Here is a 16901-nt window from a genome sequence, read left to right on the forward strand (position 1 = left end):
TTGGTATCAATTGATTAACGACATTATGCGCGCAGCGATATTATCCAAGGGTAAAACCTGATGCGCCGCCCCTTGCTTAAATGCCTCTCCCGGCATCCCCCAAACAACAGATGAAGATTCATCCTGAACGATGTTGTAAGCCCCGGCATCGCGCATTTGCAACATGGCTTTAGCGCCGTCGGCTCCCATGCCGGTCAGCATAACGCCGATGGCGTTCTTACCAACATTTTCAGCCACGGATTCAAACAAAACTTCCACGGAAGGCTTATGTCTATTGACTGGAGGCCCGTCGTCCAGACGACAAATGTAGCGGGCACCGTCCCGAGCCACCCGCAAATGTTTATCGCCAGGGGCAATATAAATATTACCCGGCAAGATCAATTGACCATCGGTGGCGATACAGGCATACATCGGCCCCGCCTCATCGATATGCTTGGCAAACGATAAACTAAACGCAACCGGTAAATGCTGTGTAACTACCATGGCCGGAGCATCGGCGGGCAACATTTTTGCGACTTGCTTAATGGCCTCGGTCCCACCCGTTGAAGACCCTACCGCGACAATTTTATCGGTCGTTTTAAAGTGCCTGCTGGGTTTCGACTGAACCTGCACAGCAGATAAACCAAGCACTGCTACTTCCAAGGCTTTAACTTTAGCTTTAGCGGCCATGCGTACTTTATTTATAATTTCATCAGCATATTCTTCCAAAGCTTTTGGCACATCCGCTTTGGGTTTAGCAACGAAATCCACCGCCCCCAACGCCAATGCTTCAAGCGTTACTTCAGCACCCTTGGCGGTCAAGGTAGAAATCATTACCACCGGCATAGGCCTTAGCCGCATTAAATTCCGTAAAAACGTCAACCCGTCCATACGCGGCATTTCGACATCCAAGGTCAACACATCCGGGTTTAACGCTTTAATTTTATCTCTGGCAATAAGCGGATCGCTAGCGGTTCCGACCACTTCAATATCCTCGGTTTCGCTAAATATCCGCGTTAGCATTTGTCTGATTAAGGCCGAGTCATCCACTATCAACAGCTTTACCTTTTCCATATGCATCCTAAAAAAGTTCTATGCTGCTTTCGACCGCAATATTTTTGATTTGCGATCCGTATCGTTTTTCGCGCAACACGATCGTTTCATTATGCAAATCCCTGATTTTTTTCATTCTGACTCGTCCGGATTGCGGATAAAAGTTTACTTTTCGCGGATAAATATCCCCAAGATCTTGCGAAACCAAAGTTAGCGCTTCGGTATCCACATAATCCAATACAAATGCAATATTTCGGGAACCCACATCACCTAAAGTCGCAATCACTTTACCCCCGCCAAATAATTTGACTTCTAAATTTTTTCGTTTGCCCCCAAAGTGCAAAATAGTATTGATCAGGTGTTCCATTGCGAAATTGCCATAACGCATTGCCGTCCCTACCACCGATTCTTCTCTGGAATTTAAACGCGACGAGCTGGTTTCCGGCAACATAAAGTGATTCATGCCGCCGATGCCCAACACCCTATCCCGAATACAGGCTGACACGCAAGAACCCAATACGGTGGTTATCATCTCACCATCCTTGGTTACATAATAATCGCCCGGCAATAACTTGGCAGTAACTATCTGATTTTCTTTATCCCAATACCGATTGATATTTTCAAACCCGGGAATGGAAGCCGGGCTTACCAAGTTCTGGATTTTCATACGTGCGTTTTTTTATAGATGGTGTTCCCTATCAGGGAAAAAGGCGCATCGAGTTGATGTAATGACTCGGAATGACCAATGAATAAATAGCCTCCCTCTGCTAACAAACCAGCGTAGCGGTTTGCCAGGCGTTCCTTGGTTATTCTGTCAAAATAAATCAATACATTACGGCAAAAAATGAAATCGAAATGGCTTTTCATCGGCCAGTCTTGCATCAGATTCAATTGCTTAAAATAAACGATGTCGCGCAATTGAGGCTTAACTCTAACTTTATGGGCTTGCGCGCCCGAGCCTTTCTGAAACCAGCGGTGCAAGCACTCTTCACTGATTGCAGCAACACGGTCGACCGGATACACGCCGTCGGCCGCGGCAGACAACACATTGGTATCCAGGTCCGTGGCCAGAATTTTAATATCCCAGTCCCTGGGAAGGTTTTCTATCAACGTGATGGCTAAAGAATACGGCTCTTCACCCGTGGAACAACCCGCGGACCAGACCCTGATTTGTTTTTGGCCCTGATTTTTTTTTAGTAATTCCGCTAGCAGGGTTTTAGCAACAAACTCAAAATGATGGTTTTCTCTAAAAAACGAGGTTAGATTCGTGGTAACTGCATTTATGAATTCGGTGAATTCCTGGTCCGGATGCTCGTGCAAATACTCGCAATACTGTTTAAAACGGTTAAAACCGAATATCCTTACCCGTTTCGACAATCTTGAGTAAAACATGTCAAATTTGTCATCCGGCACCAAAATGCCTGAATGCTGGTTCGATAGCTTTCTTAAAAAATTGAAATCGTCCAGGGTATATTCAAATTCTCGCGCTTTTTCTTTGACAGCCACTCTATCAATACCCTTTGCAAACGATTATCGAATACCGATCCGAATCAGAAAAACCCGGAGGCGGCTTGATCCACACTTAGCATTTCCGATAACCCTAACAAATTAGCGGCCTCCATGAATTTTTCCGAAGGAAAATCAATGCTCACTTCTTTCTGCAACTTAACCGCGGTCAACTTTAAAACCAACAATAATTGCATCGACGCGGTATCAATCTGTATCACCGCGGACGCATCGATATCGATTTTGTTATAGTCATCCAGCATACGCTGCAACTGTTGATGCAATTGAGCGACAGTCTGAATAGTTTGCACCGGTTCCAATATTATTTGGCATTGCGTTATCGCATCAACTGACTGACTATCCCCTGCTTCATTTAAATGGGGATTGGAGGCAACTATTACGGTTAAGTCATCCGTCAAAGGGGGGGGAGTGTCCGGCGCTGACCGACATGGCAACTCAACATCCTCGGCCTCATGCATCCAGGCTAAAGGATCATAGCCAATCATACTGCTCTCGTCTTGTTCCGCCATTACATTACCCTGCCCTCTAAAAAGTCTCCAGCCAACGCTTCGAAGTCCTTCGCCGAGCGCCATCCCGGACGATATTCAAAGACCGTCTTACCAAAACTTGGGCATTCCGCTAACGAAGCCGTCTCTCGAATTGGTGTTGCCAAAATTTGCGTCGGAAAATATTTTTTCAAAGTACTCACTACATCCTTAGACAGTCTACGAGTGGGTATGTAGCGCGACATCACAAGCTGCAACCGGTATTTTTTATTTAAGACCGTCTCAAACTTTTTGATCGTACCCATTAAATGGGACAAACCTTGCAAGGCTAAATAATCACTGGTCATCGGCACCAAAAGCTCTTCGGCCGCAAACAACGCATTCGCCACCAAAATACCGGAAGAAGGCGGACAGTCGATAAATACCAAATCTCTTTGATCCGTTCCAGACATCAAGGCGTTACGCAATAAATCGCCCCTGTGAGAACCGCCCTGGCTTAACTGCTCAATTTCCTGCAACCGCGGCCCCGCCACAATTAAATTCAAATTCTCCCTGACGGGAATTTGCTGTTGAGCAAACGTGGCATGCCCCAATATAATTTCATCGATTCCTGTCCGTTGCTTCGACACCACTCCCAAAGCAACGGCAAGATGACTTTGCGGATCAAAATCGATCACAGTGATTTTTTTGCCCATTCTGGCCAAAGCATGAGCGAGATTGACGGTTGTTGTGGTCTTCCCCACCCCACCTTTTTGATTGAGTACAGCGATAATTCTGCTTGTCATTTATGCTCTGGTTCAAGAGGCAAAACAGCAATATCCATGAATTCATCCGGATTCAATAACTTATCCACATCCAAAAGCATGATCATGTTCTTTTTACCCACATACATCCCTCTGATATAACGGGTATCAATTTTAGCTCCTAGATTTGGCGAGGCTTTAATCTCGTTTAAGTGGATATCCAATACATCGGATACCGCATCGGCCACGATACCCATGACGGTCGAGCCGTTATTTTCGGTATGTATACACATAACGATAACCACGGTGGTCGGCGTATATTCGATTTTTTCCATATTAAACCGCTCGCGTAAATCGACGATAGGCACAATAGAGCCTCGTAAATTCAAAGCACCTTTCAAATATGCGGGTGTATTCGGAATTTTTCTGATCGGCTCCCATCCGCGGATCTCTTGCACCTTCAAAATTTCAATCCCATATGCTTCACCCGCCAATTCGAACGTCAGGAATTGTTCAGCATGTGCATCAGACGTCGCTTCGTCAGTCATTGTGGCGTACCCATAGGGAGGTGTAGTAAATGAAGCATCATCAAAAATCCTGCCATTCCTCGTCAGTAGCAGCGCTTTTGTAAGATGATTGCCTGGTTGCGGTTGCCGGCATCACATTCGGCTTGGTCACCGCAGCAGCAGATGCAGCTGCACGGGTTTGGTTAGACCTGTCGACAACCGTTCGCTCGTTACCACCGTCCAATTTAAAAAACGACAGTAATTCGACCATACTGGTGGACAAGTCACTCATTGATACGCTGGCGGCGGATGCTTGCTCGGCCAAGGCGGCATTTTGCTGGGTAATTTCGTCCATTTGCGATACTGCCTGATTGACTTGAGCAATCCCGGCCGATTGCTCAACGCTAGCATTTGCAATCGCCGCAACAATATCACCGACTTTTTTCACTCCAGCGACAATTTCAGTTAACGAAGCCCCGGTTTGATTCACAAACTCGCTGCCTGCCCGCACTTTCTGCACGCTGCTTTGAATCAATTCCTTGCTTTCCTTGGCTGCAGTGGCACTGCGTTGCGCCAGATTCCTGACCTCGGTCGCCACTACGGAAAAGCCTCGCCCTTGTTCGCCGGCTCTTGCGGCCTCCACCGAAGCATTCAAGGCCAATAGATTGGTCTGGAATGCGATCTCATCGATCACACCAATAATGTCGGCAATTTTATTGCTGCTATCATTGATTTCCTGCATCGCTGCAACGGCCGCAGCTACAACACCACCGCCTTTTTCAGCCAATTCCCTTGCGTTACTCGCCACCAAATTGGCCTGCTGGGCATTATCGGCGTTATTTTTAACCGTGCCGGTCAACTCCTCCATACTAGCGGCGGTCTGTTCCAGATTGGCTGCCTGCTGCTCGGCGCGTTGCGACAGGTTATTATTACCGCTGGCAATTTCTTGCGAAGAATTATTAATGAAGATGGCCGACTCATTGACTTGGCCGAAAATCTCACTCAGTTTATCGATAGTGGCATTGATATCATTTTTACAGGTGAGATAAACGCCCTGATAATCGCTGGTAATCCGGTTGGTCAGATCCCCTTCAGACATACTTTCCATAGTACTGCCCACATCTTTGAATACGTGCTCAATCACATCGGTCAATTCATTGATACCCTCGCTCAACTTGGCAAAAAAGCCTTGTTTGTCGACCAAGGATAAGCGTTTATCCAAGCGACCGATTTTGACGCTTTCAACTATTTCCTCAATTTCGCGCTCGACTTTGACTTCCCCCGTCCTATCCAGCCATTCCACCACGATACCAATCCGTTCGCCTTCGTCATTTCTGACTGGGTTGGCGACGATATTCATGTGCCGGCCACCAATCTCCAGTGTCGAACTAAAGGTTTTACTTAAACTCGCCAATAAACCGCGCTGATGGGCTGGGTTTTTATGAAATTGATCGATATTAGCCCCCATTAACTTATTGGCGTCGAAATTAGGCAGCTGGGTTCGAATATCGGCTTCCGCGTTTTGGAACATCCCTAAAACAGTGTTATTCATATAAATGATGTCGAGATCATTATTCGCTACCATTACGCAAGACTGCACATTGTCCAGAGCCTGTTTTATCCGGGTTGCTTCGGCGGCCACCTGTTTGGTATAGGCCATATCGGCATTCAACTTCACTTGCATGCCGTACAACGACCGATTGAAGTCCCCTATTTCATCGCCGCGATCAAGATCGATTTTATTCCGAAACTGTTCATCGGCTAAGCGGTAACAGATTTTTGCTGAATCTCCCACGCTGCGGAGGATGCTGTTGATCAGACTAAAGCCCAGCACAGTCCCTAGCAGTAAACATGCGGAATAGATAGATAACTCCAGCCATTGCTGCTGCTGGTAATACGAAAAAAGCGCCCCTAAAATCGGCAGCAGAAATAAAGCATATACAAGCCCGGCTTTTTTCCATGAATTCATGCCTTTAATAGTTTGCCAGACTGCTGCCAAACCGGTCGGCCGCATGGTGGCTTTGTTGGCATTCAGCTTTTCATATAACGCTTCGGCCTGTTGGACTTGTTCCCGCGACGGCGCGTAACGCACCGACAAATACTCGTGCAATTTCCCATTTCTAAAAACCGGGGTGACATTGGCTTCTACCCAATAATAATCCCCGGATTTAGTCCTGTTCTTTACTTGCGCCGTCCAAGGCTTACCCTGTTTCAGGCACTGCCACAAATCCGCAAAGGCAGCCGGCGGCATGTCGGGGTGGCGAACAACATTATGATTGGCGCCAATTAACTCATCCTTACTAAACCCGCTGATTTCAATAAAAGCATCATTGGCATAGGTAATAACGCCTTTTAAATTGGTACGCGTGACCAGGATAGTGCCCGGTTTCATTATCACTTCATGATCAGTCACGGGGTGATTGATTTTCATTGTAAATTCTCCGCTAATCCCCAGCTAAACAGTTCAATTTTTTTAACTTTCTTCGTCATTATTTATGCCCCTGAGGTTATCCACGTCATCTAATTTCAATAATTTGTCGACATCCAATAACATCACCATGCGCTGATTGACCGAAATCAAGCCATTAATAAATTCGGTACTGACTTTGGCACCAAAATTGGGCGAACTCTGGACGCTCTTTTTATCCACGTCAATCACATCGGACACCGCATCCACCACAACCCCCATAACGCGGGTTTTTTCGCTGCTTCTAGCTTGCAGCACCACCACTACGGTAAGTGGCGTATATTGACTATGTCCCAAGTCGAAACGCTCTCTCAAATCAATAATTGGCACAATAGCGCCGCGCAAATTAACCACGCCTTTTTCGTAAGCGGGTGCATTCGGTATGCGAGATACCGGCTCCCAACTACGAATTTCCTGAACGCGTAGAATATCCACAGCGTATTCTTCATTGCCCAAAGTAAAGCTCAGAAATTGGGCGTGCTCCTCTTGAGATCTTTTATCCTGTTGTTCCGCTTGTTTGCTTGTATCCGTCCGGGACATGTTATTCATCTACTGGTTGGCCAGGCGGACTAGGCCTGGAATATCAAGAATTAATGCCACCGACCCGTCTCCCAAGATAGTTGCCCCAGAAACACCCTCTACTCGGCGGTAATTGGCTTCCAACGATTTGATGACTACTTGCTGTTGGCCTAGCAGGTCATCGACAAATAAGCCGCATCTGACGCCCTGGCCTTCCACAACCACCAACAACCCTTCAGTCAGTTTAGTGTGCCTAGCGGATGCCACGTTAAAAATTTCATGCATGCGGATAATCGGCAGATATTGGTCTCGCAATAAAAACGTTTCTCCCTTACCCACCACCCGGTTGAGCCTGTCTTCTTTGATGTTTAGGGATTCTATAATGCTGCCCAAGGGCACGATGTAGGTCTCATCGCCTACCGCAATCGACTGCCCATCCAGAATCGCCAGCGTCAACGGCAAATGGATAGAAATAGTAGATCCTTTACCCAGCGAGGAAATAATTTCAATATTGCCGCCCAGGGCCTGAATATTCCGCCGCACCACATCCATGCCGACACCGCGTCCGGAGATATCGGTGAGTTTTTCGGCCGTGGAAAAGCCCGGCATAAAAATCAATTCGTAGCTTTGTTTGTCGGTCAAAATGACGTCCGGGTCGATCAAGCCTTTTTCGATGGCTTTAGCCCGCAGTTTTTCTTTATCCAAACCTTTACCATCATCGCTGACCTCAATGACGATATTGCCGCCGCGATGATACGCTTCCAGGGTCACGGTGCCGGTTTCCGGTTTCCCGGCAGCCAGCCGCACATCCGGCATTTCAATCCCGTGATCCAGGCTGTTTCTGACCAGATGCACCAGCGGATCACTAAGCAATTCCACCACGGTTTTATCGACCTCGGTATGCTCGCCCAGCAGTTTTAAGTCGATTTTTTTACCCAATTTGCTGCTAATGTCGTGGGCCAGTCTGGGAAATCGGCTGAACACAAAGCTGATAGGCAACATGCGAATATTCATTACGCTTTCTTGCAGCTCACGCGTATGCCGTTCAAGCTGCGACAAGCCGTTTTTGAGCTGATCCAGCTTGCCGAGCTCGAAATGCTCACCCACTAAACTGAGCATGGATTGTGTTATTACCAACTCGCCCACCATATTGATCAACGTGTCGATCTTGCTGGTATCCACCCGAATAGAGCTGGAACCCTTTGCCGCCGCTTTCGGCTCCTCGCTTTTCAGTTGTTTTGATTTTGTAGCGGGTTCCGACCTGGCCGGATCGGTATCGATGGTTTCGGCAACTCGGTTATCGGTTGCTCCAGCACCCAACTGTTCATCGAAAGCGGGTAGAGAGGCAAAGCGAGCCTGCTTGGCCAAATCACAATCCTCTTCAACCCAGTCAAATATCTCATCGATTTCGCTTACCGGCACGTTTCCATCTAACTCCAGTTTCCAGGAAAGATGACATTCTTCCGGATCCAATCCATAAAGATCGGGCATGCCTTGTAAATCAGCTGTTACACGCAAATCGCCCAAGCTCGACAACTCCCTAAACAACCGGATGGGTTCGTTACCTGTTTTCAGCAAATGCAAATGCGGACTAAATGCAATCAACCAACCCGACACTTGATCTTCCTTAGCGGCTGATTCCGGGACTTTTTGCGGATGATTTATGGGAACGGCACCCGCAGGGGAATGATTGTTTAACTCATTATCCAATGACCGTTTATGCGTGCTAACACTTTCCCCATCAATCTCCGCGCCATCTTGAATAGCTTGCAACATCTCGCGCAAACAATCCACCGAACCCAATAACACGTCAACCGCCGGCTGAGTTACCCGTCTGCGGCCATCCCGCATCTCATCCAGCAAGGTTTCCATGAGGTGGGTAAAATCGGACACTGACGTAAAACCGAAGGTGCCGCTGCCGCCCTTGATCGAATGAGCGGCACGGAAGATAGTGTTAATTTCATCGACATTCACGTCACCCATGTCAAGATTCAGTAATCCTGATTCCATGGCATCCAGGCCTTCGAAACTTTCCTCGAAGAAGACCTGATGAAATTGCGCCATATCGATAGACATAATCTTACCTGTTCTGAGATAGTCAGGTGTTTAACCCAAAACTTTTTTGATGGTTTTAAGCAACTGATCGGGATTAAACGGTTTCACAATCCAACCGGTCGCTCCCGCCTCTTTGCCTTGCTGCTTCTTATCCATGCCGGATTCGGTGGTCAGCATCAGCATAGGGATGAACTTATAATTCGGTAAAGCCCTTAACTCTTTAATCAAACTAATGCCATCTTTATTGGGCATGTTGACATCGGTCACCACGCAATCAAAAGCTTGTGATTTGGCTTTATTCAAAGCATCCAGACCATCAACCGCTTCCACAACCGTGTACCCAGCCCCTTTTAGGGTAAAGGAAACCATTTGTCTCATGGATGCAGAATCATCGACTGCAAGTATTGTCGCCACTGTTTAACTCCTAGAACCGTTGAAAAGTAAGCCTATCTAACCCCAAAAAAACCTAATAAACAATCATCGTGTCATAAAACTGAAACCAGCGATGTATTTGTGAGCATTCTATTGAAGATTAGAATCGAAACAATGGACGAGCCTATTTATGCGAACCACTTAACATACACAACAAACAGATGCATTCGATTGGCAACCCTCAAAAAAACAGCGAATGTGTAACTTTTAGATGCCTATATATGTCTGATAAGCAACCAAAAATTAATTCTTGATCTACTATTAGTAGGATAAAAGCATGGCGCGGGGGGCAATCCTCCTCGATACATATACCCGGCTCAAACCTTAACAAACCCATTATTGTGATTCGTTTAACAGACAAAACCTTGCTATGTGTTAGCCTTTCTTTCAAAAGACAATACCGTCACAGCAACTTAAACAGAGGCAACCATGCGTAGTACACATGTCGGAAGTTTAGGTTTTACCTTGATCGAACTTATGGTGACGGTAGCGATTGCGGCTATTTTGCTGGGCGTTGCCGTACCCAATTTCAGTTCGGCCATCGTCCGAAGCCGTTTGACTGCCAACACCAACGAATTCATAACGTCTCTGAATTTAGCCAGAAGCGAAGCCATCAAGCGAGGTCAGCAGGTGGTGGTGAGGAAAACCGGCGCTAATTGGGAAAATGGCTGGCAAGTATTCGTTGACATAGACCGCTCGACAGGGCCCAAACAAAACGTCCTTGATGTCGGCACGGATATTGAGTTGAGAGTTTATTCCGCGTTACCGGCCAATTTCACCCTGCGAGGTAACGGAAACTTCGTGAATTTCATCCGATATCAGCCCAATGGCACCAGTAGTCAGCCGGGTAGTTTTGCAATGTGTAATAACGGATCTACGACAGGAGCCAAGCTAATAATTGTCAACTCGGTCGGCCGGATACGCATGGCGTCGGATGCGGACGATGACGGAATCCCGGAAAAGGAAGATGGCAATGAAATTAATTCTTGCATAGCAGGTTTTTGATCCATGAAAACTAACAACGGCTTTACACTGATCGAAGTTTTGGTTGCCGTCATCATATTAGCAATCGGCCTCTTAGGTTTGGCGGGCATTCAGACTGTCGGCCTAAAAAATAATCAAAGCGCTTACACCCGAAGTCAAGCGACTCAGTTAGCTTATGATATTGCCGACAGAATGCGAGCCAATGTCGCCGGCGCCGCCACTTACACCGCAATTAATCCTCCCGACGCGGCAAGCACTAATAACTGCTTTAACGCCACTGGTTGTACACCCGCTGAAATGGCGGAAAGCGACTTGTTTGCCTGGAACGCTACGTTGACGGATGTTCTGCCGGGCGGTTCAGGCACAATTGTGGTCGCCGGAAACGTCTTTACTATCACGATTACCTGGGACGATGACCATGACGGCGATAATTCCAACAATCCCAGTTTCCAAACCAGTTTCCGGTTATGAGCATTGACAGATTCGCACAGATCAACAACAGCATTTGCAACAAAGAATGCTTAAGTAAAAGTATGGTTCGTCCTAAACAGCTAGGTATGACGTTGATCGAAATTTTAATCGCCATGCTATTAGGGGTATTTTTGTTGGCGGGCGTTTTACAAATTTTTATCAATTCCAAACAAACCTATCGCATGCAGGAAGGCTTATCCAGATTGCAGGAAAACGGTCGCTTTGCTATGGAGTTTATCAGTCAGGATGTGCGGATGGCCGGATTTTTCGGCTGTTTGAGTAATAATTTCAGTATGGCCAATGTCGAAAACGAACTTAATGACCAATCTGATTTTGCCTGGGATATAGCTAATCCCCTGATGGGTTACAATGACGTGGACAATACCTTCGCGGTAATTTCCAATGTCGTAGTCGGCACGGACGTCATCGCTGTACGCGGCTTATCCGGCGATGGCATCCCTTTGATAGCGCCCTATTCCGACGCGGCGCAGATGTTCGTTGACCCCACGTTCAATGCCGATTGCCCGGCAGGCAGCGCAACCACCTGTCACATAGGCGAAATTCTGATGGTGACCGACTGCTCTCAAGGCACTATTTTTCAGGCCACCAACACGACGGACATAGGCGGTGGCAGTGGCGTTAACGTGGTTCACTCAGCAAACAATACCTTTACGCCCGGCAATTCGCCTCCTGCAACTTTTAACAAAAGTTACGGCCCGGGGTCTCAAATTGCCAGACTGCAAACGTACGCCTACTACATCAGACTCAACCCAGGCAATCAACCTTCTTTATATCGTTCGGAATTAACCACAACCGGCAACGATACCAATGCCGTGTCGGCGCAGGAGTTGATCGAAGGCATTGAAGACATGCAGATTACTTACGGGGTGGATACCGATGCGAACGGCACCCCAAATTCCTTTCTACCTGCAAACAACATAATCGCCGCTAACTGGCCTCAGGTAGTCAGTGTCCGAATTAGTTTGTTGGCCAGAACTATTGAGAACAATCTATCCGCTAACCCAGTACCCTATGACTACAATGAAGCCAATAATATAATGCCCGCGGACCGCCGCTTGCGTAGGGTTTTTACCACTACAATTGCCTTGCGTAATCGCCTGCGCTAAACGAGGAGACCAGTATGCGAATCAACTCAAGCGCTCAATCCGGTGTGGTTTTAGTCGTCGGTTTAATCATGCTACTGCTGCTGACCATCATCGGTGTGGCAGGGGTGCAGAGCACTTCACTGGAAGAAAAAATGGCGGGCAACAACCGGGACAGGAATTTGGCTTTCCAATCGGCGGAAGCAGCCTTAAGGGCTGGCGAGGCGAGAATAGAAACCTTGTGGAATGGCGGGAACGGCTCGATTCAGGCTTTTTGCACAGGCACCGCCGGCCAATTTTCCACGGTCCCAGGTTGCAACAACGCCCCGCCGGACCCGAAAGCCGCGGCAACCTGGACAGACAACACCAAATCCATTACCCATGATACCGGCAGTAGCATGGTCGGCACGCAACCGCGCTATTTCATAACCTATGTGACCGCTTACAACCCAGGCCCCCCGGCCACGCCGATCAGTTTTACCGTGACAGCCAGAGGCACCGGCGGCCAGGATACAACAGAAGTAATTTTACAGAGCCATTTTGGCGGCGACTCGGCATTTCTGCCTTAAATTATGAATCACTCAATGATCCGCTCAGGCCAATTGGCCCGGAGTTAAACATGACTACTAACCTATCCAAATTAATTTTCTGGTCTATCGGTTTGATATTAGCCGTTATGGTAACGATACCGGCGCGAGCGGCACCAGGTTTACTGGCCGATTCTCCGCTATTCACCATGAGCAACGTACCGCCTAATGTATTCTTCGAACTAGACGATTCGGGCTCGATGGACTGGGAAATTCTCACCAAAAACTACTGGCATTCTTGTGCGTACGACAAGGATAGCCCCGGCAACAACAATAGTCCCGATGATTGCGGAGGTTTATTAAACGACGGTCTAATAAGAATTTATTCCGGTAGCGCGTTTCGCACCTATGCATACGTGTTTAACAATGGCGACAATCTCTATAACAGTGGCTGCAATGCCAGTGACTATCCAAAACTGGAAAGTTGCGATTCCGCTGTGCGTGGTTATGAGTGGCGGGTTCGTTCTTCCGACCTAAATGTCCTTTATTACAACCCGAATACCACTTATTTACCTTGGCAGAACGGCGACGGCACAGCCATGCCGAATGCCAGCTTCACTGCGGCGAGAAGCAATCCCAAAAGCGGCGAATCCGGCTACAACGACATCAAAAACCTGACCGGATTTGTATTTGAAGTTTGGACGGACAGCCACGGCTACAATGGCACCCGCCCCAATCGCGGTTCCAAAATCGATAGAACCGTCGGCGCAAACGGTTTAATGGATTATTGGGACGAACACACCCGGTATACTGTCAATGCCAATTCCATCACCAAGGATGTCATCACTTATTCCCCTACAGCCAACGGCAACAATAAAGGCCAACTAAATGAGTCCAAGGCCACTACCACCCTGTTAACAGGACTGAATGGCCGCAGCTTGGCCCAAGAAAAACAAAACATTGCCAACTGGTATCAATATTCCCGCCGCCGTTCTTTCGTTGCTAAAGGCTCCATCGCCAAAGTCATATCGGAAAAACCCAGTTTTCGCTATGGCTTGAACACGATCAACAGTAGTACTTTTTTTACTGAAGTACCGGATTTAGCGGCCAATTTTGCATCTCATAACTCAACCCTTATTAGCGATTTATTCCGTTTCAATTGGCCTGAGTCGGGTACCCCGCTTCGTCGCGGTCTGGAGCGCGTCGGTAAATATTACGACAACACCGATAGCAAGACCGACCCCATTGTCCAGGAATGCCAGCAAAATTTCGCCCTGTTGCTAACCGATGGGTATTGGAATGGTAATAATCCTTCCGACACCATTAGTGATGCTGATGGCGATGGCCACAGCCGAACGTTAGCGGACGTGGCAAGATACTATTACACCCGCGATTTAAGCCCTTTGGCCGATAACGTACCCAACAGCGTGTTCGATACCGTTAATCACCAACATATGGTGACCTTTGGGGTTGCCTTCGGATTAAGCGGATTATTAACCGACGCCGATGGCGACGGCTGGCCGGGCACGGCACCCGGTTTGGCTGAAAGCGGTAGCTGGGGTAACCCATTTAATAGCGATCCTGAAAAAATCGACGATCTCTGGCACGCCGCTTATAACGGCCGCGGCGCTTTCGTATCGGCTTCGTCGCCGGAAGCGGTTAATGCGGCTCTGACCACGGCGCTAGCCAGTATCGGCGACCGTTCGGGAAGTGCCGCATCGGTTTCTTTTAACACCACCACCTTAACCGGCTCCAGTGCGGTTTTTCTGGCCCAATTCAACAATCTGAATAATAAATGGAGTGGCGACCTACTGGCTTTTGCGCTCAACACCATGACTGGGGATGTGGCTCTTACCCCAAGCTGGTCCGTCAGCGGCAACCCTGCGGGGGCCGCGGATATTTTGGACAACCGCGCCAATCCGGTAACGACACGTATTATTCTGACCCGCGACGGCAGCGGAGGTATTCCTTTTCAATGGGCTAATCTGACAACCGCTCAAAAGGACGATTTATTGACCGATCCAAACGGAACCATTGGCGCCGACAATGCCAAGGGACAGGCGCGCCTCAATTACCTACGTGGCGACCGAAGCAACGAACAAAGCCGAAACGGTACTTATAGCTTTAGGGATCGTAGTAAATTACTCGGCGATATTGTCAATTCCGATCCGGTTTTTGTGGGCTCACCGCGTTCCGCATGGCCGGATAGCGCTCCATTCCCAACCGCATCCGGTGCCCAATATAGCGATTTTGCAGCCAACAATGTAAACCGAGCCGAAATGGTTTATCTAGGCGCCAACGACGGCATGCTGCACGGGTTTTCGGCCGCCGACGGCAGCGAAGCCCTTGGGTACATACCAGGCAATTTATTCAGTTCAGGTGACCCCCTAAACGGTTTGCATTATTACACCGACACTGCTTTCACGCATCGTTTCTACGTTGACTTGGCTTCTGCCGTTGAAGATGTGTACATTAATACCGGTACAGGCACATCTTGGCATACGGTTTTAGTAGGCGGAGAACGAGCCGGCGGCAGGGGGATATTTGCTCTGGATATCACCGACCCAACAACGTTTTCCGAGGCTAATGCCAGTCAAATTGCGTTATGGGAGTTCACCAACAACAATGACGCCGACTTGGGCTTTACCTTCAGTAAACCCAGCATAGGCCTGATGCCAAATGGCCGCTGGGCAGCCATTATAGGTAACGGCTATAACAATACCGGAGACGGACAAGCTAAATTATTCGTGCTGTTTCTGGACGGCGGCTTAGACGGCGTTTGGACCCCAGGCACGGACTATATCGAAATTAGTACAGGCATAGGCAGTATTGCCAACAGCGATTGCATCGATCCCACCAGCGATTGCAACGGCTTGTCCACCCCGCTCGCCGCCGACATATCCGGTGACCACGTTATTGACCGGATTTATGCGGGCGATTTAAAAGGCAATATGTGGGCGTTCGACGTATCAAGTGCGACTGCCTCTGATTGGAACGTAGCTTATTCCGGGCAACCATTGTTCATCGCCGGCAAACCAATAACTAGCAAGCCCGCATTGGTAGCTCATCCTTCGCAACCCGGCGGTGCGGCACCTAACGTACTGGTATTTTTCGGTACGGGCCAATATTTGGTCGACACGGATGTAACGAACACCGACGTTCAAGCTTTTTATGGCGTTTGGGATCATGGAACCGCCTCTATCACGTCGGCGCAGTTGGTCGAACAAACTTTTCTACCAAATGCTTTTACCCTTAATGACGTTGATGTTACCAATCGATTCAGCGTATTAACCAACAATACGGTCGACTACGCTACTAAACAGGGCTGGTTTATCCAATTAACGCAAAATACTGGTGAACGCGTGATAGTCGATCCCGACATTTTCGGAGATTTTTTGTTTTTCAATACCTGGATTCCGGAAAATACAGTTTGTAGCGCGGGCGGTTCAGGGGTGTTAATGTCTGTCGATCTTTCAACAGGAGGCCGTCCGGCAACTGCAATATTCGACATAAATGGCGACAACACGATCGATAGCGCTGACTTACTGTACTCAGGTGGCTCAACTTACGCTGCAACCGGACAACGCTTTACGCGCGGATTACCTGCTTCGTCAAGTTTCTTAACGGATTACCAATACACACCAGGAACAAGCGGCGGTTCAACCATAGAGAAACGCAGAGTCAGGCCACCAACCGCTCCACCGGAGCCTCCTCCTGCTACGCCTTTATCGAACATGAAAAGAAACTCATGGCAAGAAATGCATCATTAAGTTAAGGGGTCTACACATGAAAAGTATATTATTATTGTCAGTCATTTTGACCTTGGCGTTCGCACCCATATTGGTAACGGCAACCGATAGGGGAGCTAATACCGCGCAGCCTGAAAATACTAAACCGATTGCCCTTTACCCTTTCCAACCCAAAAATCACGAAAGTGGAACTGACAATCACAACTTTGATAGGAACTCCAAGGATGAATACCCCGAACCGGGCGGTACCATCCCAGAGACACAACCTGTCGATAAGTCGAACTTTCCTCCCAGTTAAATT

The 16901-nt window shown here is 48.1% G+C and carries 15 protein-coding genes; 5 read left to right on the top strand and 10 right to left on the bottom strand.

Annotated features, from left to right (window positions below):
* Positions 1-6 precede the first annotated feature (6 nt).
* Genes M0R33_RS00630 through M0R33_RS00675 form a run of 10 tightly spaced genes read right to left on the bottom strand, consistent with a single transcriptional unit; the run spans position 7 to position 9748 of the window.
* Positions 7-1053: a chemotaxis response regulator protein-glutamate methylesterase gene (locus tag M0R33_RS00630; RefSeq protein ID WP_292563507.1), complete on the bottom strand. Its 1047-nt coding sequence runs from the start codon at positions 1051-1053 to the stop codon at positions 7-9.
* 7 nt (positions 1054-1060) lie between these two features.
* Positions 1061-1699 carry a chemoreceptor glutamine deamidase CheD gene (gene cheD / locus M0R33_RS00635; protein WP_292563509.1) on the bottom strand — a complete coding sequence of 213 codons (639 nt, stop codon included), beginning with the start codon at positions 1697-1699 and terminating at the stop codon, positions 1061-1063.
* Positions 1696-2538, bottom strand: a complete 843-nt coding sequence (locus M0R33_RS00640) for a protein-glutamate O-methyltransferase CheR (protein WP_292563511.1) — start codon at positions 2536-2538, stop codon at positions 1696-1698. Before M0R33_RS00640 ends, cheD begins: the two co-directional genes overlap by 4 nt.
* Positions 2539-2582: 44 nt before the next feature.
* The gene (locus M0R33_RS00645) at positions 2583-3068 is read right to left on the bottom strand and encodes an STAS domain-containing protein (protein WP_292563514.1); all 486 of its coding nucleotides are present in this window, start codon (positions 3066-3068) and stop codon (positions 2583-2585) included.
* Positions 3068-3829, bottom strand: coding sequence for a ParA family protein (locus M0R33_RS00650; RefSeq protein ID WP_292563517.1), 762 nt, complete (start codon positions 3827-3829; stop codon positions 3068-3070). Before M0R33_RS00650 ends, M0R33_RS00645 begins: the two co-directional genes overlap by 1 nt.
* Positions 3826-4335, bottom strand: coding sequence for a chemotaxis protein CheW (locus M0R33_RS00655; protein ID WP_292563519.1), 510 nt, complete (start codon positions 4333-4335; stop codon positions 3826-3828). Before M0R33_RS00655 ends, M0R33_RS00650 begins: the two co-directional genes overlap by 4 nt.
* A 40-nt stretch (positions 4336-4375) precedes the next feature.
* Positions 4376-6724, bottom strand: a complete 2349-nt coding sequence (locus M0R33_RS00660) for a methyl-accepting chemotaxis protein (protein WP_292563522.1) — start codon at positions 6722-6724, stop codon at positions 4376-4378.
* 42 nt (positions 6725-6766) lie between these two features.
* A complete protein-coding gene (locus M0R33_RS00665) occupies positions 6767-7300 on the bottom strand; it encodes a chemotaxis protein CheW (RefSeq protein ID WP_292563525.1) in 534 nt (177 codons plus the stop codon).
* Between the two features lie 9 nt (positions 7301-7309).
* Positions 7310-9355 (bottom strand): chemotaxis protein CheA, encoded by a 2046-nt coding sequence (locus M0R33_RS00670; protein ID WP_292563528.1) that lies wholly within the window; start codon positions 9353-9355, stop codon positions 7310-7312.
* A 30-nt stretch (positions 9356-9385) separates the two neighbouring features.
* Entirely contained in the window at positions 9386-9748 is a 363-nt protein-coding gene (locus tag M0R33_RS00675; RefSeq protein ID WP_292563531.1) for a response regulator, read from the bottom strand.
* A gap of 447 nt (positions 9749-10195) precedes the next feature.
* Here M0R33_RS00675 and M0R33_RS00680 point away from each other — a divergent pair, with 447 nt between their 5' ends.
* The 5 genes from M0R33_RS00680 to M0R33_RS00700 all read left to right on the top strand — a co-directional run bounded on the left by M0R33_RS00680 (position 10196) and on the right by M0R33_RS00700 (position 16621).
* A complete protein-coding gene (locus M0R33_RS00680) occupies positions 10196-10771 on the top strand; it encodes a GspH/FimT family pseudopilin (protein WP_292563534.1) in 576 nt (191 codons plus the stop codon).
* Between the two features lie 3 nt (positions 10772-10774).
* A complete protein-coding gene (pilV, locus tag M0R33_RS00685) occupies positions 10775-11221 on the top strand; it encodes a type IV pilus modification protein PilV (protein WP_292563536.1) in 447 nt (148 codons plus the stop codon).
* 62 nt (positions 11222-11283) lie between these two features.
* Positions 11284-12348 (top strand): PilW family protein, encoded by a 1065-nt coding sequence (locus M0R33_RS00690; RefSeq protein WP_292563539.1) that lies wholly within the window; start codon positions 11284-11286, stop codon positions 12346-12348.
* 14 nt (positions 12349-12362) lie between these two features.
* On the top strand, positions 12363-12893 hold the full coding sequence (locus M0R33_RS00695) for a PilX N-terminal domain-containing pilus assembly protein (protein WP_292563542.1): 531 nt from the start codon (positions 12363-12365) through the stop codon (positions 12891-12893).
* Positions 12894-12943: 50 nt separating this feature from the next.
* The gene (locus M0R33_RS00700; protein WP_292563545.1) at positions 12944-16621 is read left to right on the top strand and encodes a PilC/PilY family type IV pilus protein; all 3678 of its coding nucleotides are present in this window, start codon (positions 12944-12946) and stop codon (positions 16619-16621) included.
* Positions 16622-16901: the final 280 nt, after the last annotated feature.

The sequence above is a fragment of the Methylomonas sp. genome, assembly GCF_023228165.1.
Taxonomy (GTDB): domain Bacteria; phylum Pseudomonadota; class Gammaproteobacteria; order Methylococcales; family Methylomonadaceae; genus Methylomonas.

Coding starts and splice junctions, on each gene's coding strand:
- M0R33_RS00630 (WP_292563507.1), bottom strand. CDS start 1,053: ATGGAAAAGGTAAAGCTGTTGATAGTGGATGACTCGGCCTTAATCAGA.
- cheD (WP_292563509.1), bottom strand. CDS start 1,699: ATGAAAATCCAGAACTTGGTAAGCCCGGCTTCCATTCCCGGGTTTGAA.
- M0R33_RS00645 (WP_292563514.1), bottom strand. CDS start 3,068: ATGGCGGAACAAGACGAGAGCAGTATGATTGGCTATGATCCTTTAGCC.
- M0R33_RS00650 (WP_292563517.1), bottom strand. CDS start 3,829: ATGACAAGCAGAATTATCGCTGTACTCAATCAAAAAGGTGGGGTGGGG.
- M0R33_RS00655 (WP_292563519.1), bottom strand. CDS start 4,335: ATGACTGACGAAGCGACGTCTGATGCACATGCTGAACAATTCCTGACG.
- M0R33_RS00660 (WP_292563522.1), bottom strand. CDS start 6,724: ATGAAAATCAATCACCCCGTGACTGATCATGAAGTGATAATGAAACCG.
- M0R33_RS00665 (WP_292563525.1), bottom strand. CDS start 7,300: ATGTCCCGGACGGATACAAGCAAACAAGCGGAACAACAGGATAAAAGA.
- M0R33_RS00670 (WP_292563528.1), bottom strand. CDS start 9,355: ATGTCTATCGATATGGCGCAATTTCATCAGGTCTTCTTCGAGGAAAGT.
- M0R33_RS00680 (WP_292563534.1), top strand. CDS start 10,196: ATGCGTAGTACACATGTCGGAAGTTTAGGTTTTACCTTGATCGAACTT.
- pilV (WP_292563536.1), top strand. CDS start 10,775: ATGAAAACTAACAACGGCTTTACACTGATCGAAGTTTTGGTTGCCGTC.
- M0R33_RS00690 (WP_292563539.1), top strand. CDS start 11,284: ATGGTTCGTCCTAAACAGCTAGGTATGACGTTGATCGAAATTTTAATC.
- M0R33_RS00695 (WP_292563542.1), top strand. CDS start 12,363: ATGCGAATCAACTCAAGCGCTCAATCCGGTGTGGTTTTAGTCGTCGGT.
- M0R33_RS00700 (WP_292563545.1), top strand. CDS start 12,944: ATGACTACTAACCTATCCAAATTAATTTTCTGGTCTATCGGTTTGATA.